15 protein-coding genes are annotated in these 14,584 nt (G+C 70.6%); 5 read left to right on the forward strand and 10 right to left on the reverse strand.

The window, feature by feature from the left end; genetic code table 11:
* Window positions 1–114 precede the first annotated feature (114 nt).
* The 5 genes from BLR33_RS18140 to BLR33_RS18160 all read right to left on the reverse strand — a co-directional run bounded on the left by BLR33_RS18140 (window position 115) and on the right by BLR33_RS18160 (window position 5,818).
* Window positions 115–1,764 carry an NAD(P)/FAD-dependent oxidoreductase gene (locus BLR33_RS18140; RefSeq protein ID WP_093785580.1) on the reverse strand — a complete coding sequence of 550 codons (1,650 nt, stop codon included), beginning with the start codon at window positions 1,762–1,764 and terminating at the stop codon, window positions 115–117.
* Window positions 1,765–1,846: 82 nt separating this feature from the next.
* On the reverse strand, window positions 1,847–3,319 hold the full coding sequence (locus BLR33_RS18145) for an FAD-dependent monooxygenase (RefSeq protein WP_093785581.1): 1,473 nt from the start codon (window positions 3,317–3,319) through the stop codon (window positions 1,847–1,849).
* A gap of 88 nt (window positions 3,320–3,407) precedes the next feature.
* Complete coding sequence (locus tag BLR33_RS18150; protein WP_322987169.1) at window positions 3,408–4,010, reverse strand: flavin reductase family protein; 603 nt, start codon at window positions 4,008–4,010, stop codon at window positions 3,408–3,410.
* Window positions 4,011–4,052: 42 nt separating this feature from the next.
* Entirely contained in the window at window positions 4,053–5,345 is a 1,293-nt protein-coding gene (locus BLR33_RS18155; RefSeq protein ID WP_245771477.1) for a cation:proton antiporter domain-containing protein, read from the reverse strand.
* Between the two features lie 35 nt (window positions 5,346–5,380).
* Complete coding sequence (locus BLR33_RS18160; protein ID WP_093785525.1) at window positions 5,381–5,818, reverse strand: nuclear transport factor 2 family protein; 438 nt, start codon at window positions 5,816–5,818, stop codon at window positions 5,381–5,383.
* A 206-nt stretch (window positions 5,819–6,024) separates the two neighbouring features.
* Here BLR33_RS18160 and BLR33_RS18165 point away from each other — a divergent pair, with 206 nt between their 5' ends.
* Window positions 6,025–6,720 (forward strand): antibiotic biosynthesis monooxygenase family protein, encoded by a 696-nt coding sequence (locus tag BLR33_RS18165; protein WP_093785526.1) that lies wholly within the window; start codon window positions 6,025–6,027, stop codon window positions 6,718–6,720.
* Between the two features lie 67 nt (window positions 6,721–6,787).
* Window positions 6,788–7,483 carry a response regulator transcription factor gene (locus tag BLR33_RS18170; protein ID WP_176930302.1) on the forward strand — a complete coding sequence of 232 codons (696 nt, stop codon included), beginning with the start codon at window positions 6,788–6,790 and terminating at the stop codon, window positions 7,481–7,483.
* Here BLR33_RS18170 and BLR33_RS18175 read toward each other — a convergent pair.
* The 4 genes from BLR33_RS18175 to BLR33_RS18190 all read right to left on the reverse strand — a co-directional run bounded on the left by BLR33_RS18175 (window position 7,429) and on the right by BLR33_RS18190 (window position 10,930).
* On the reverse strand, window positions 7,429–8,184 hold the full coding sequence (locus BLR33_RS18175; RefSeq protein ID WP_176930303.1) for a ScbR family autoregulator-binding transcription factor: 756 nt from the start codon (window positions 8,182–8,184) through the stop codon (window positions 7,429–7,431). The genes BLR33_RS18170 and BLR33_RS18175 overlap by 55 nt on opposite strands.
* 126 nt (window positions 8,185–8,310) lie before the next feature.
* Complete coding sequence (locus BLR33_RS18180; RefSeq protein WP_093785529.1) at window positions 8,311–8,913, reverse strand: TIGR03086 family metal-binding protein; 603 nt, start codon at window positions 8,911–8,913, stop codon at window positions 8,311–8,313.
* A 102-nt stretch (window positions 8,914–9,015) separates the two neighbouring features.
* Window positions 9,016–9,444 carry a pyridoxamine 5'-phosphate oxidase family protein gene (locus tag BLR33_RS18185; RefSeq protein WP_093785530.1) on the reverse strand — a complete coding sequence of 143 codons (429 nt, stop codon included), beginning with the start codon at window positions 9,442–9,444 and terminating at the stop codon, window positions 9,016–9,018.
* A complete protein-coding gene (locus tag BLR33_RS18190; protein ID WP_093785531.1) occupies window positions 9,437–10,930 on the reverse strand; it encodes an MFS transporter in 1,494 nt (497 codons plus the stop codon). Before BLR33_RS18190 ends, BLR33_RS18185 begins: the two co-directional genes overlap by 8 nt.
* 408 nt (window positions 10,931–11,338) lie before the next feature.
* Between BLR33_RS18190 and BLR33_RS18195 the strand changes: the two genes are divergently transcribed.
* Window positions 11,339–12,037 carry a class I SAM-dependent methyltransferase gene (locus tag BLR33_RS18195; protein ID WP_093785532.1) on the forward strand — a complete coding sequence of 233 codons (699 nt, stop codon included), beginning with the start codon at window positions 11,339–11,341 and terminating at the stop codon, window positions 12,035–12,037.
* A gap of 191 nt (window positions 12,038–12,228) precedes the next feature.
* On the opposite strand, the gene BLR33_RS18200 is transcribed toward BLR33_RS18195, so the two are convergent.
* Window positions 12,229–12,627: a winged helix-turn-helix transcriptional regulator gene (locus BLR33_RS18200; RefSeq protein ID WP_093785533.1), complete on the reverse strand. Its 399-nt coding sequence runs from the start codon at window positions 12,625–12,627 to the stop codon at window positions 12,229–12,231.
* A 672-nt stretch (window positions 12,628–13,299) separates the two neighbouring features.
* On the opposite strand from BLR33_RS18200, the gene BLR33_RS18205 reads away from it, so the two are divergent.
* Window positions 13,300–14,022 (forward strand): response regulator transcription factor, encoded by a 723-nt coding sequence (locus tag BLR33_RS18205; protein ID WP_093785534.1) that lies wholly within the window; start codon window positions 13,300–13,302, stop codon window positions 14,020–14,022.
* Between the two features lie 362 nt (window positions 14,023–14,384).
* A partial coding sequence (locus BLR33_RS18210) for a biotin carboxylase N-terminal domain-containing protein (RefSeq protein ID WP_322987170.1) occupies window positions 14,385–14,584 on the forward strand: 200 nt, incomplete at its 3' end.

Below are 14,584 nucleotides of genomic sequence, written 5' to 3' on the forward strand. Positions count from 1 at the left end.
GGTGCGGGGGGAAGGAGCGGGCAGCGCTCCGGTCCGGTACCGCCGGCCCGGCCGCGCCGGACGGGGCGGCGCGGGCGGGTCCGCGGTGCCGGACCGGAGGGTGGAGCCGGGGCCCTACGTGACCTTGCGGCCGCGCAGCGCGGACTTGACGACGCCGCTGACCATCGCCCGGCCCAGGTCGCGGATCTCGGTGGGCGCCTGGGTGTTGGCCCACCACATGAACCGGAGCATGGTGGGGGTGGTCGCGCGGTAGAAGCGGTGGTCCTCGCCGTCCTTCCAGCCGAACGGGGTGTTCACCGAGTCGCAGGCGCGGATCGCGTCGAAGACGATGTCGGCCGCCTTGTCGCCGTCGATCTCGCCGGCCTCGTACTTCTCGCAGGTCTCGGCGGTGACGTCGAGCAGGTACTTGAAGGAGTGGCTGTCGGGCCACCACAGGCCCGGGTAGGCGGACTTCTCCATCTCCTTGAAGACCGTGTCGTCCTTGCCGCTCAGCAGGTAGTCCTGCCGCGCCTGCAGCAGCCGGATGGTGGCGGGTGTGGTGAAGCACGCCCAGACCCGGAACACCGCGTTCCACAGGCGGAAGTGCGAGAAGGAGATGTAGGAGCTGTTGACGATCTTGTCGTTGTAGTCGAGCAGGCCCTGCTCCAGCCGCTCGACGTATTCGAAGCGCTCCACCGAGAAGTCGTCGTCCCGCAGGGACTCCAGCACCCGCCAGGCGAGTGCGTCCACGACCTCGAAGGTGTTGGACAGGCCCCGCGAGTACAGCGGGTCGACGAAGCCGGCGGCGTGCGACATCAGGCACCAGCGGTGGCCCACCGTCTGCTTGGAGCTGTACTGGATGCGGTCGGCGGACACCCACTCGCGCACCCGCCGGGCACCCTCGAACTGCCGCTTGACGGCCGGGTACATGTCGAGGAACCGGGCGAACTCCTCGTCGGGGGTGATGTCGTCGGGCTTGGGGTACAGCCGCTCGTCCATGGTGAGGCCGACACTGCACACCGGGTTGCGGGACTCGGCGATGTTGTCGAACGGGATGATCCAGAACCAGCCGCGCTCGATCAGGTGGTGCAGCGTCCCGCCGTGGAAGGGGGATTCCGCCGGGGCCTTGAGGTCCTCGGGGTAGTTGCACACGTCGTCGTACGGCTTGATGCCCACGTAGTGGGTGAACATCGAGCGGGCGTGGTGCTTGAGCCGGCTGGGCTGCTCGCGCAGGTCGAACTTCTGTGCCAGCGGGGAGCGGAAACCGGAGGCGTCGATGAGGTACTTCGCCCGGAACACCTCGCCGGTGTGGCCGGTGACGGTCACCCCGTCGTCGTCGAAGTCGAGGCCGGTGGCCCGCCAGTCCTGCCGGATGGTGCAGCCGTACTTGGCGGCGACGTTGACGTAGTAGGAGTCGGTGTCCTGCCGGTACATGTGGGTGGCTTCGGTGAGCATCTTCGGGATGACGAACATCGTCGCCTCGCGGGGGTCCGGCTCGCGGTTCGGCCGGTGGGTGACGAAGCCGAAGCTCTGCTTCCTGCCATGGTGCGGGCCGATGTTCTCCGTCACCGCCTTGATGTCCAGCAGGTGCTTCAGCTCGGGCACGTCGTAGCGCACCGCGAGGATGTGCAGCCACTCGACGAGCTGGGGGTTCTGCGACTCGCCGACGGCGAACCGCGGGTGGTGGCCGGCGTCGACGAGCACGACGTCGGCGCCCTGGCGGGCCAGGATGGCACCCGTGATCGAGCCGGCCAGGCCGGACCCGAGGATCACCACGTCGCACATCGTCTGCTCGCCGGTCCCGGGGGACGGCTGCGCCGCCTCGGCCTTCGTGGTCACGTCCGCACTCCTCTTCTTCTGGTGGCCGTCAGGCCGCGGTGAGCGGGGCGCCGAACCAGCGGGTGAGCGCCTCGGAGAGCCCGTCGGGCGAACCGTCGGGCGAGACCCAGGCGAGGTAGCCGTCCGGGCGGACCAGCAGGCTCGCGGCGGGGGCGTCCGGGTCCGGGCGGGTCGCGGTGACGGTGTCCACCCGGTCCGACCAGGCGGCGGCGGTCGCCCGCAACTGCGCGTTGTCGTGCAGGTCGAGCAGGATCGGGCGGCCTGGGGTGAGCAGTTCGAAGGTGGTGGTCTTGGCGTCGGCGACCACCAGGTCCTGCTCGGGCAGCCGGCGGCCGAGCAGCGGGTGGCCCTCGCCGGCGTCGTAGACGATGTCGAGGCCGGTGACGGCGCCGACGAGCCGGCGCTGCACCTGCTCCAGCGTGATCAGGTCGGCGAAGACGTCGCGCAGGGCCTGCATCTCGGGACCACCGAGGTAGAGCGAGCGCTGCACCAGGGTGTTGGCCACGATGCCGGCGCCGACCGGCTGCCGCTCGGAGCCGTAGGTGTCCAGCAGGCCGGCCGGGGCGTACCCCTTCAGCGCGGCGGCGAGCTTCCAGCCGAGGTTGACCACGTCGCCGACGCCGGCGCTGATGCCCTGGGCCCCGATCGGCAGGTGGATGTGGGCGGCGTCGCCGGCCAGGAAGACCCGGCCCTTGCGGTAGTCGGCGGCGTGCCGGCTCGCGTCGGTGAAGTAGCTGGTCCACAGCGGCCGTGCGGCGTGGATGTCCTCGCCGGTCACCCGCTGGAAGGCGTCGGCGACCTCCTCGAAGGTGGGCGGCTCCTGGGTGGGGCGGACACCGGCGCCGCGCTCGAAGACCACCACCCGGATCGCCTCCGGGCCCAGCGGCAGCACGACCACCATGCCGGCCTCGCCGACCTGGCCGGTGGGGCGGATGGGCACCCGCACCCCGGTGAAGTCGGCCATCTTCATCTCCATCGTGGCGTCCGTGCCGACGAAGTCGATGCCGGACAGCTTGCGCACCGCGCTGCGCGCGCCGTCGCAGCCGACCACATAGCGGGCGCGCAGCCGGACCGGGCCGGCCTCGGTGGCCGCCTCGACGGTGACGCCGTCCTCGTCCTGCTCCAGGCCGACGACCTCGTGCGCGCGGCGAAGGTCCGCGCCGAGACCCAGGGCCCATTCGGCGAGCACCTTCTCGGTGAAGGACTGCGGCACGCCGCGGACGCCGAAGTTGCCGCCCTCGATGATCCGGTAGTCCAGCGGAAGGCCGCCGAAATGCCCGATCGGAATGGTTTCGAGTTCGCCGAATTTCGTCAGCAGGCCGCGCTGGGCGAACTCCTCGAGCGTACGGGCGGAAAAGCCGAGAGCGCGGGACTGCCGCATCGGTTCGGGCAGCCGGTCCAGCACGACGACCGGTATTCCGGCGAGCCGGAGTTCACCGGCCAGCATGAGTCCCGAGGGGCCGGCTCCCACAATCAGCACATCGGTGTCGAACGTGTTCATCATCCCTCTTTCGGCCGGGGTTTTCTCCAGTATTCCGGTGGAGTGCGCGGAGCTGAACGGCGCCGAGTACAGAACTCCGACAAGTTCGTCAGAAATCCCTTTGGTTCTGCTCCGGATTCTCGGGGGAGCCGGTGCCGGGAAGGGCGTGCATCGCTCCGCGGTAGAAGACCAGCGGGGCCGCACCGGGCGCCGACTCCGGCTCGGGCACGCCGAGTTCGACCACCTCGCCGACCACGATGAGGTGGTCCCCGCCGTCGTACTCGGCGTCGAGCCGGCAGACCAGGTGGCCCAGGGCGCCGGCGAGCAGGGGCAGCCCCTCGGCGGTGCGGCGGTGCGGGACCTCTTCGACCCGTGCCGAGTCGCGGCCGGCGAAGGCCCAGGCCAGCTCCTGCTGGTGGTGCGCAAGGAAGTTGACGACGAAGCCGCCGGACCGGCGCAGCACGGGGCCGAGCCGGGACTGCCGGTGCAGGCAGAACAGCACCAGCGGCGGGTCGAGCGAGACGGAGGTGAAGGAGTTCACCGTCGTGCCCTCGGCATGGCCCGGCACGCCGGTCGCCGCGGTGATGACGGTGACCCCGGTGGCGAAGGCGCTGCACGCGTCGCGCAGCGCCTTGCCGTCGACGGCCGGCCGCGGGTGCGGCACGCGCCGGGCCGAGGGCAGGGCGGAGGAGGACAGGGGTGCGGAAGTCACGGGAGACCTTTCGTCCTTGGATGCGGGGACGAGGCAGGTGGATCAGTGGCCGACGAGGTCGGCGGACGGTTCCGCCGGGGTGGTCGCCCGCAGGGCGTCCCGGCCGGACAGCAGCGGTGCCGCCATCGCCGTGGTGACCAGGGCCATCACGACCATCATGGTGAACATCCGCACGTCGAGGACGCCGAGTGTCACCGCCGCGTTGAGGATGATCAGTTCGGTCAGGCCCCGGGTGTTCATCAGCAGACCGAGGTCTTTGGACTCCCGCCACGGCAGCCCGGCCAGCCGCGCCGGGAGGATCGCCCCGAGCAGCTTGCCCGCGCACGCCACCAGGACGATCAGCAGCAACACCACCGTGTCGCCCGCGGTCAGGGCCGTCAGATCGACGTCCAGCCCGGTGACGACGAAGAACACCGGAAGCAGCACCAGGCTCATGTCGTCCAGCGGCTTGCGCACGTTGCGGGCGAGCAGCCGGGCGGGCTCGCGCGGGGTGACGAAGCCGAACAGGAACGCCCCGAAGATCGCGTGCACGCCGATCCAGGAGGTCAGCCACGCCGAGGTCATGGCCCCGGCGCTGAGGACCACCAGCAGCGCGGACCAGCGCTCGGCCGCGGCCCACCGCCACACCAGCGCCGCCAGCAGCGGCCGCACGACCAGCAGCATGCCGGCCGCGTACAGCAGGGCGAACCCGGCGATCCGGCCGAGCCGCGCGTAGTCGCCGTCGGCGCTGACCATCGCCGAGACGTACGCCAGCAGGCACCAGGCCAGGACGTCGTCGACGGCGGCGCTGGCCAGGGCGAGGGAGCCGACTCTGGTGTCCGAAAGGTCGTTGTCGGCCAGCACACGGGCCAGCACCGGGAACGCGGTCACCGACATCGCCGTGCCGAGGAACACCGCGAAGGCGGCGAAGGAGATGTGGTGGCCGGCCACCGTCGCGTGGTCCGGGTACAGCAGCGTGGCCAGAGCGACGCCGAGGCCGAAGGCGAGCGCGATGGAGGAGAGCGAGACGCCGGCCGCGAGACCGGCGTGCGGGCGTACGAGGCGCTTCTCGAACTCCCAGCCCACCAGGAACATGAAGAGCACCAGGCCGACCTGCGCGACCGCGTTGAGCAGCGGCCGTACGTCGCTCGGGAAGACCCTGTGCGGCAGGTCACCGGGGAGCAGGCCCAGCAGGCTGGGACCGAGCAGGATGCCGGCGGCGATCTCGCCGATCACGGCCGGCTGCCGCAGCCGCCGGGCCAGCCGGCCCAGCAGCACCCCCACGATCAGGACGACCGCGATGTCCACCAGCATCACCGCGGTGAGCATGTCGGGGGCGGTCGCGGCCAGATGCACCCAGGGTCCCGGCGGCGGCCCGGGGACAGGGCGCGTCACGCCGGTCCACCGGGCGGGCTGCCCGTCATCCACACCACCCGGAAGGCCAGCGCGGACAGCCGCCAGCCGGCGGGGGTGCGCCGGGCCTCGCCGGTGACGAACGTGCCGGTGGCGAAGAGCGGTTCGCGCGCCGCCCCCGGGTGGTGCACGTGGGTGGAGACCAGGTTCGCCCGCAGCCCGACCCGGTCGGGGCCGAGGGGGTCCACCACCGCGGGGCTGCCCAGGTGCTGGGTGCCGGCGAAGGCGGCCAGGGACTCGCGGTGCCAGTCCGCCATACCCGCGCGGCCGGCGTGCCGGCTCATGGGGAATTCGACCACGGCGTCCTCGGTGAACAGGTCGCGCGCCCAGGCGTCGTCGAGCTTGTCGTCGTCGAGGCTGATGAGGTAGCGATCGAGCAATTGGGCCGCACCGGCGGCCGGTGGGTCGGTATGCATTGTTCGAGAATGGGCGCCGCCGCGCCCGCGCGCCAAGGCCGTTTGTCACCGATCTGACGAAGCCGTACAAGACCTGACGGTGGTTGTGCGGAATTGACGAACCTGCGTGGAGTCCTGAATCGTAGCCGCTTTCCTCACCGGCCCCGGCACGCAGATGCTGGTCGCGACCCGATCCACCGTTCCCGGAATGGAAGGCACCTGACACCATGCCGAAGATCGCAGCCGACGGTGAGTACCTGACCGTTCTCAACCTCTTCTCGACCGACGCCGCGGAAAAGCAGGAGAGCCTGCTGGGGGCCATGCGTGAGATCGTCGACGCGGCCGCGTACCCCGGCTGGATCTCCAGCACCGTGCACAGCGGGCAGGAGAAGTTCGGCACCGCCAACTTCATCCAGTGGCGCAGCAGCGAGGACCTGGAGAAGCGCTACGAGGGGGAGGAGTTCAAGCACCGCACCCTGCCGCTGTTCGGCGAGATCACCACGTCGATCCGGCTGCTGCAGAACGAGGTCGTCCACACCCTGCAGGCGCCGGAGCTCGGCGGGACCGTCGAGATCTCGCCCACCCGCGACGACTACACCGTCATCGAGGTGCTGAAGGTCGCCGAGGAGGACCAGGCGGAGCTGGTCGACGCGCTCGGCCCGTCCCAGGAGTGGCTGGCCGAGGTGCCCGGCTTCCGCAGCCACACCGTGCTGCGCGGCCTGCGCGCCCGCGGCCTGGACGGCTCGTTCGTCGTCTCCTACTCCCAGTGGGCCGACAAGGAGTCCTACGACGCCTTCCGCGCCCAGCCGGAGGCCGAGCGGACGGCCGCCCGCACCAAGAGCGAGGCGCGCGTCGCCGCGCTGGCCACCGAGCGGGACCTGAACACCTACCGCGTCGTGCACACCCGCTCGGCTGCCGAGTAACTCCTCGGCGACAGCACACGCAGGCCGTCCGCAGGGCCGTTCGCGGCAGACCGACAGGGGGCGAAGGGTGAAGACGCGCGTTCTCGTGGTCGACCCGGACGAGCGGGCCGCCGCCGACCTGGCCGACCGACTGGCCCGCAGCGGCTACGAGGTCGGCCTGGCGGCCACCGGCCGGGCCGCCCTGACCTCCTGGGAGGACGCCGACCTGGTGGTCCTGGACCTCGGCCTGCCCGACGTGGACGGCCTGGAGGTGTGCGCGCAGATCCGCGGCCGCGGCGCCACCCCGGTGATCACCCTGACGTCCGGGGACACCGAGCTGGACCGGGTGCTCAGCCTCCAGGCCGGCGCGGACGACTGCCTGATCAAGCCCTACGGGTACCGGGAACTGGTGGCCCGGATGCGCGCCGTCCTGCGCAGGACGGCCGCGCCGAGGACCACCGCGGTGCTCAGCCACGGGGCGCTGCGGATCGACCCGCGGGGCCGGCAGGTGCGGGTGGGCGACCGTTCGGTCGCGCTCACCCGCAAGGAGTTCGACCTCCTGTACCTGCTGGCCTCGCTCCCGCAGACCGTGGTCTCCCGCCGGGACCTGATGGCCAAGGTCTGGGCGGACGAATGGTCTGTCTCCAGCCGTACCGTGGACACCCACGTCAGCTCGCTGCGCGGCAAACTCGGCCCCGGCGACTGGATCGTCACCGTGCGCGGGATCGGCTACCGGCTGGGCACCGGCGCCCACCCCGAGGCCCCGGAGGACGGCGGGGACTGAGGGTGCGCGGCCCGCCCCGGGCGGTCGGCTGCCGCCCGCGCCCGTGCGCGCCCGGACACGGCCACCGCGTCGGTGACCACGGAGAGCCGTCCGGCCGGCTCCAGGCGCCGCGCCACCTCGGGCCGGGCCAGGCCCGGCAGGAAGACCTGCCAGAAGCCGGTGAGCGCCGCCTGCATCTGCCGCTCCGAGTCGCCCCTGATCAGCAGCCCCACCCCGGTGGTCGCGGTGAGCACGGCGCAGGTGATCTCGTGGAGCTGCACGTGGGCGGAGAGTTCGTCGTTGCGGGCGGCCTCCAGCAGCAGGCGTTCCACGCAGCCCTGCCACTCCCGGTCCAGGCCCCGGCTGCCGCGCAGCGCGCCGTCGGCGCCCAGCCGGAAGCCCGCCCTGGCCAGTACGTCCCACTGCAGCAGGCGGGCGAACGCCTGCGACATGTCGGTCAGTGCCTGGAGCGCGTCCGCGTTGGCCTGGTAGGCGATCCACCCGGCGGACCACAGGATGTCCGCGCCGGCTTCCTCGACGGCCGCGGCGAGCGCCGCCTTGTTCTCGAAGTGGAAGTGCAGCGCTCCCGAGCTGACGCCCGCGGCGGCGCTGATGTCGCCGATTCTGGTGCGCGTGTAGCCGTACCGGTCGAAGAGCCGTGCCGCCGCGTACAGCAGTGTGCGGCGGGTGCGGACGGCGCGTGCCTGTCGTTCCTCTGCCACGAGCGGTCCTCCTGTGTCGTGGGACGGTCGGCGGACCGGACCTGCCGGCACGGCACCTCGGCCACGCGAAGGGCGGACCGGCACCGCGGTACGGTGCCGGTCCGCCCTGCTGGTCGTGCGGGTCGGTCAGGGGCGCCGGCCGTACCAGGCCACGAGCTGGTCGATCGGGGGCGCGTCGGCGGGGACCTCGACGACCGGGCCGAAGGGCACCGGCGCGGTCCGCGGCGTGGCCGGCACCGCGAACCGCATCGCCCCGAGCGACGGCGCCAGGACCGCGGGGTCCCACGCCGGCTGCTGCCCGGTGGCCTTGGCCAGGTCCCAGGTGTGGATGGTGACTTCGGTGGTGTACGCGACGGCGGCGGCCACGCCCGGGAGGGTCGTGAAGCCGAGCTGGCACATCGTTCCCAGCATGCCCGGCTTCGACCAGGCCGCCTCGGCGTCGCGGACGCCGTCCTTCCACGCCGTGCCCCAGTCGGCGGCCGGCACCTCGTCCGCGAAGAGCTCCACCGTGAACGGGTTGCCGCCGCTGGCGGCGACCGTCATCCGGCGCACCACGGCGATCAGGTGCCGGACCAGTTTCTCGGCGTCGTACTCGGGACAGGGGCTGGCCGCGCCGTACTGGTCCGGCCGCACGTTGGCGATGGTCTCCCCGGCGAGTGCCAAGGCCTTGAAGAGTCCGGGGCGCGTGTCGGCGCCCGCGGCCGGGGGAGATGCCACGTTCTCGGTCATGAAACCTGCCGTCCTCGATGGTGCGTCGGTGTCGCGGGCCGGGGTGACCCGCCGGCATGTGGGTCCGGCCCGGTGCGGGCCGGACCCACAGGGGGGAGGGGGCTACCAGATCCCCATGACCCGGTCCACGGCCAGTTCGATGACGACCATGTCCGGGACGTTCGGGGGTGCGGAGAGGTAGCGCTGGATGTAGCGCCGCACCCCTTCCGACACCCGGGCCCGGTCGGCGGAGACCGTCGCCAGGCCCTCCAGCGTGATCCAGCGGTAGTTCACCGTCTGGCAGATGGCGATCCGCACGTCGGGCCGGGCGGCGATGTTCCTGGTCTTCACCCGGGTGCCGGTCGTCATCACGCGTACCAGGCCGGCCTGCCCGTCCCAGGTGAAGCGCACCGGAGCGATGTGCGGGGACCCGTCGGACCGCACGGTGGTGAGCGTTCCGATGTGCGGCCCGGCGAGGAACTCGGCTGCTCCCGCGGGCAGTCGCGGGGACCGCAGGGCGGTGTCCCGCTCCGGCCGCCGGCCGTCAGACATTGGCTTCGGCCGTCTCGCTCGCGGGCTCGCCCGCCGGCTGCTCGGGCGGAGCGGACCGCAGCATCGGCAGCAGCAGCGACAGGGCGAGTGCGGCCAGGGTCAGGCAGCAGCCGACGATGAAGGCGTGGTGGAAGGTGGTGGTCAGCGTGGACTCGATGCGGGACGCCGAGCCGTGGGCGCCGGCGATCTTCCCGGGCAGGCCGTGCAGCGCGATGGTCGCGGCCACCGCCAGGCCGAGCGCACCGCCCAGCTCCTGGCTGGTGTTGATCAGTCCGGCGGCCAGCCCCGCCTGCCGCTCGGGAACGCCCAGTTGCGCGGCGACCTGCAGGGGAACGAACGTGAAGCCCATTCCGAACCCGAAGATGACGTACGCGGGCAGGATGGCGGAGACGTAGCTCGCGTCGGAGTGCGCCCGCGACAGGAGGAACAGGCCGACGGTGCACATCACCAGGCCGATGATGAGCACGGGCTTGCCCGCGATCTTGGTGACCAGCTGTGAGGCGATGCCCGCCGCGACACCGGTCGCCACCGCCTGCGGTACGTAGGCCAGGCCGGTCTTGAGGGCGTCGTAGCCGAGCACCTGCTGCATGAACAGGCTCGCGAAGTAGAACATGCTGACCACGCCGCCCAGGAAGAGCACGGTGGCCATGTTGGCCGTCCGCAGGGTGGGCAGTCTGAAGATGGTGAAGGGCACGAGCGGGTCGCGTTTGCGCCGCTCGACCAGGAGGAAGAGCAGGAGCAGCACGGCGCCCGCGACGAGGGTGGGGATCACCCGGGCGGACTGCCAGCCGTAGGTGATCGCCTCGTCGAGCGAGTAGATGAGCAGCATGAGGCCGCCGGTGATCAGGACGGCGCCCGGGATGTCGAAGGGCCGCCGCTCACCCTGGCTCTCCGGCAGGATCGCCGGCGCCAGCAGCACCGCGGCCACCGCGATCGGCACGTTGATGAAGAAGATCCAGCGCCAGCCGGGGCCCTGGGTGAGCAGGCCGCCGAAGACGACACCGGCGACCGAGGCGATGCCCGCCAGGCCGCCCCACACGCCGAGCGCCTTGTTGCGGGCCTCGCCCTCGGCGAAGGTGACCGTCAGGGTGCTCAGGGCGGCCGGGGCGACCATCGCCGCGCCGAAGCCCTGCACACCGCGGGAGACGAACAGCAGGATCTCGTCCTGCGCGAGTCCGCCGGACAGCGAGGCCAGGCCGAAGAGCGCCAGCCCCACCTGGAGGAGCCTGCGCCGGCCGAAGGTGTCCGCGAGACGTGAACCGAGCATGAGGCAGCCGCCGAGAATCGTCCCATAGGCGGTGACCACATAGGGAAGATCGCCCTGGGAGATGGACAGGCCCCGTTGGATCGAGGGGAGGGCGACGTTCACGATCGATACGTCGAGGAACACCATGAATTGTGCGATGCAGAGAAAAGCCAGAATCAGCCCGGGGCTGCGGGAGCCCGGGACAGCGGTTGCCTGGGCATCCGCGCGCGAAGCAGACATGGAAGTGTCTCCTCATAACCGTTTTCAGGGCGACACTGCGAAGCTAGCACTCCACTACATATAGTTACCAAGCGGAAAGTGGCCCGGCGGGCTGCTGGAATCCGGCCGGAACTTCGGCCTTCGCCGAGGTCAGCGGCGTGCGGCGGCACGGCGGAAGATTCACGGTCCGGTGGCCGCCGGCGGCTCCCGGTGGGCCGGACCGGCGCCCGGGCGGGGGTGGAGCGCCACCTGCCCGGACCGGCGGGGCCGCCCGTCCGGGCGGACCGCGGTGGCATCCGCGTGGCACCTTCGGAAACTTGACAAACTTGCGGAAGACCTGACACGGGGGTTCTTTACCCCTGTCGGACGGACCGGCAATGCTGTGGGTACGCGCATTTCCGCCTCCTCCGTCCGGCAAAGGAGATACAAATGAGTGACCAGCCTCATGTGGACGTCGAGCTCGGGGCCGTCGACTTCAACATCGTGTACGAGGGCGGTGAACTGCTCCCCGGTCTGATCACCGGCGGAGTTCCCTGGGATATCGAGGACGTTCAGCCGGGAGTTGTCGAGTTCGAGCGCCGCAAGCGGTTCCGCGGTGAAATTCTCGACGCCGGCTGCGGCCTTGCCGACAATGCCGCATATCTCGCCGCCCTGGGTCACAAGGTCGCGGCTTTCGACGGGTCGTCGACGGCGATCAAGCTGGCGAAGGAGCGGCACGCCGGGACGCCCATCGAGCTCTTCGTCGCCGACGCCACCAAGCTGACCGGGTACGACGGCCGGTTCGACACCGTGCTCGACAGCGCCCTCTTCCAGGTGCTGGACCCGCGCGGCCAGCAGCTCTACCTGGAGGCCCTGCACCGGTCCACGACGCCGGGGGCATGGCTCAACATCCTCGCCTTCGCGGCGGTCCCCGGCGGCATGCCGGCCCCGATGGCCATCCCGGAGGACACGCTGCGTGCGACGATCGCCGCGGGCGGCTGGGAGATCACGTCCATGGAGATGGGCACGTTCTCCGGGGTGGAGGCGAGCATGGCCGTGTTCCTGGAGCGGTTCGGCGTCACGCCGAACGCCGACGGCAAGGGGCAGATCCACGTGCCGACCTGGCTGATCGAGGCCCAGCGGGTGTAGTGCCCCCAGCGCGGGTGTAGTGCCCGTCCGGCGCCGCCCAGCCGAACGCCCGACCTCGGCGTCCGACCTCCGCGCCTGTCCGCCTGCCCGTGTCGACCGGGTCGGGCGGGCAGGCGCACGGGCATGTCATCGGCACCGCGGGTACCGCCGGTACGGGTGTCCGGTGCGGCCGCTCGGGCCGCACGGGTCGTTCAGCGGCGCATGCGCGCCAAGTCGCGCTCCTCGTAGTCCGCCCGGGCCTGGCGGACCTTGTCCAGATTGCCGTCCGACCAGGTCGCGAGCACCTGGAACACCCCGGACAGGCTGCGGCCGAGCTCGCTGATCTCGTACTCGACCCGGGCCGGGATGCCGGGGTGGGAGGTGCGCAGCACCAGCCCGTCGCGCTCGAGTTTGCGCAGGGTGTCGGTGAGCACCTTGGGAGTGATCGACCCCAGCCGCCGCTCCAGCTCCCCGAACCGCAGGCTGCCCGACTCGTTGAGGGTCCACAGGATCGGCGTGGTCCACCGGCTGAAAACGATCTCGACCACCGGCCCGATGGGGCACGCCTCTTCAGGGTGGCTGTCGCGCAGTACCTCGATGTCAGTGTTCATTCGGCATCAATCCCTCCCGTGGTACCGAGTATCCCGAACGTGGAGGCCGTGGTGCGCCGGATGACGGACTTCCGGGTGCCCCCAAGATACCGTCGCCCGGCGGGCAGTGTCCATTTACCGGCCGGCCGCCCGGATCGCCGTGCCGCACCCCTCCGTACGGAGCGGTAATCATACCCGGCGACCGCGCCCGGCCAGGACGAAACGGCGTCGGCGTCCCCTCGCGCCGGGCTTCCGTTACGGATTTCCCAGGGTTCAGGAACGTGTGTTACCGCTTCTTAACGGAAGCGGCGGCCCGGCGCGGGCGCGGCGGCGGGAGCGGGGTGCTTTCGTCGCCTTATGACCGTTCCGGTGATCGTCTCATTTGGGCGCGATAGGGTGCGTCGGCCGACCGGGTTCGTGGTCCTGTGCCACGCGTGGTGATCTCCCGGCGCAGGGGCGGGTCCCGGAAATACCCAGTTCGGCGGTGCTATCCAGGAGGTAAGTACCGCAGCGTATTGAGATAGGCGGATGGCCGCCGCGGATGATCGTTTCGTGAACCTGCTGTGCAGGGTTTTGTATTGTTCACCCTTGGCCAAGAATTTATTGACAAACCGATGAGTAGGTTTGTAGGGTTGCGAGCGTTGGCTACGAGTGGATCTGAGCATCGAACTTCGCAACCAATATGGGGGAGTAATGGGTCAAGGCATTACGGGTGCCTCCGCGTCCCGCGGGTTACGTCTTCCGCAGAGATCGGCAGGGGCCTGGCGCGTGCTCGTGGTGGAGAAGGACCGGGGAGCCATGGAGGCCCTGCGCGGGGACCTGCGGCGGCACGGCCACCAGGTCGAGGGTGTGGAGACCGGATCGGCCGCACTGCAGGCCTGCGAGGATGCCGACATCGTCCTCATGGACCTGGAACTGCCGGACATGGACGGCCTGGAGGTGTGCCGTGGCATCCGCCTGCAGTCGGATGTCGCGGTGATAGCCGTCACGTCGTGGGGCAGCGAACTGGACCGGGTGCTCGGCCTGCAGGCCGGCGCCGACGACTATGTGGTGAAACCGTACGGGTCTCGCGAGCTGATCGCCCGTATGGAAGCGGTGATGCGGCGAGTTCAAGCCAAGCCGCAGGCCGCGAAGGTGATCTCGCACGGATCGCTGCGCATCGACGTGGGTCTGCGCGAGGTGAGTCTGGACGGCCGGGGGGTCGACGTCACGCGCAAGGAGTTCGACCTGCTCTGCCTGCTCGCCTCGCACCCGCAGACGGTCGTCCCGCGCAAGCGGATCATGCAGCAGATATGGGGCGACTCCTGGTCCCGGCGCACCGTCGACACCCATGTGAGCAGCCTGCGCATGAAACTCGGCGGAAGTGACTGGATCATCACCGTCCGGGGTGTCGGTTTCCGGCTGGGCCCTGCCTGAATTCCGATGGCGGCCGGCCCCGACCGGCAGGCCGCCGTCGTCACCGTAAGGAAACCTGTCGCGGCACGGAATACGGCTTCGAGGGTTTCTTCGCGTTGCCGGAAAAACGCATGTCACCCGTCACCGGCGGGCTCCGCGCAAGCGGGGCCCGCCTTTTTTCGTGCATCCCGGAAAACCCTGCCGGCGGTCCCTGTACTGCGGCTTCTGACACTCTTCTGACATTGCCCTGGCACAATGCCGACATAGCTATTCCGCTCCTGCAATTCCTGACCGAAGGCTGAATCGGAATGCCTTGAAGGGTATCCCTCCCGGACCCGACCATGGAATCCAGTCGATATCGACGTCCGGCAGGAGGGGTTGTGGTGCGTAAGGTGCTCGTCGCGAACCGCGGTGAAATCGCTGTTCGGGTTGCCCGTGCGTGCCGGGATGCGGGGATCGGCAGTGTTGCGGTGTATGCGGAGCCGGATCGGGATGCGGTGCACGTCAAGGTGGCCGACGAGGCCTACGCCCTGGGCGGTGACACTCCCGCGGCCAGTTACCTCGACATCGCCAAGGTCCTGGC

This window comes from Actinacidiphila guanduensis, from assembly GCF_900103985.1.
Taxonomy (GTDB): Bacteria; Actinomycetota; Actinomycetes; order Streptomycetales; family Streptomycetaceae; genus Actinacidiphila; species Actinacidiphila guanduensis.

Excerpts from the sequence above, each read along its gene's own strand:
- BLR33_RS18205 (WP_093785534.1), top strand. The coding sequence starts at position 13,300 with ATGGGTCAAGGCATTACGGGTGCCTCCGCGTCCCGCGGGTTACGTCTT.
- BLR33_RS18160 (WP_093785525.1), bottom strand. The coding sequence starts at position 5,818 with ATGCATACCGACCCACCGGCCGCCGGTGCGGCCCAATTGCTCGATCGC.
- BLR33_RS18200 (WP_093785533.1), bottom strand. The coding sequence starts at position 12,627 with ATGAACACTGACATCGAGGTACTGCGCGACAGCCACCCTGAAGAGGCG.
- BLR33_RS18185 (WP_093785530.1), bottom strand. The coding sequence starts at position 9,444 with ATGTCTGACGGCCGGCGGCCGGAGCGGGACACCGCCCTGCGGTCCCCG.
- BLR33_RS18165 (WP_093785526.1), top strand. The coding sequence starts at position 6,025 with ATGCCGAAGATCGCAGCCGACGGTGAGTACCTGACCGTTCTCAACCTC.
- BLR33_RS18190 (WP_093785531.1), bottom strand. The coding sequence starts at position 10,930 with ATGTCTGCTTCGCGCGCGGATGCCCAGGCAACCGCTGTCCCGGGCTCC.
- BLR33_RS18195 (WP_093785532.1), top strand. The coding sequence starts at position 11,339 with ATGAGTGACCAGCCTCATGTGGACGTCGAGCTCGGGGCCGTCGACTTC.
- BLR33_RS18180 (WP_093785529.1), bottom strand. The coding sequence starts at position 8,913 with ATGACCGAGAACGTGGCATCTCCCCCGGCCGCGGGCGCCGACACGCGC.
- BLR33_RS18140 (WP_093785580.1), bottom strand. The coding sequence starts at position 1,764 with ATGTGCGACGTGGTGATCCTCGGGTCCGGCCTGGCCGGCTCGATCACG.
- BLR33_RS18145 (WP_093785581.1), bottom strand. The coding sequence starts at position 3,319 with ATGAACACGTTCGACACCGATGTGCTGATTGTGGGAGCCGGCCCCTCG.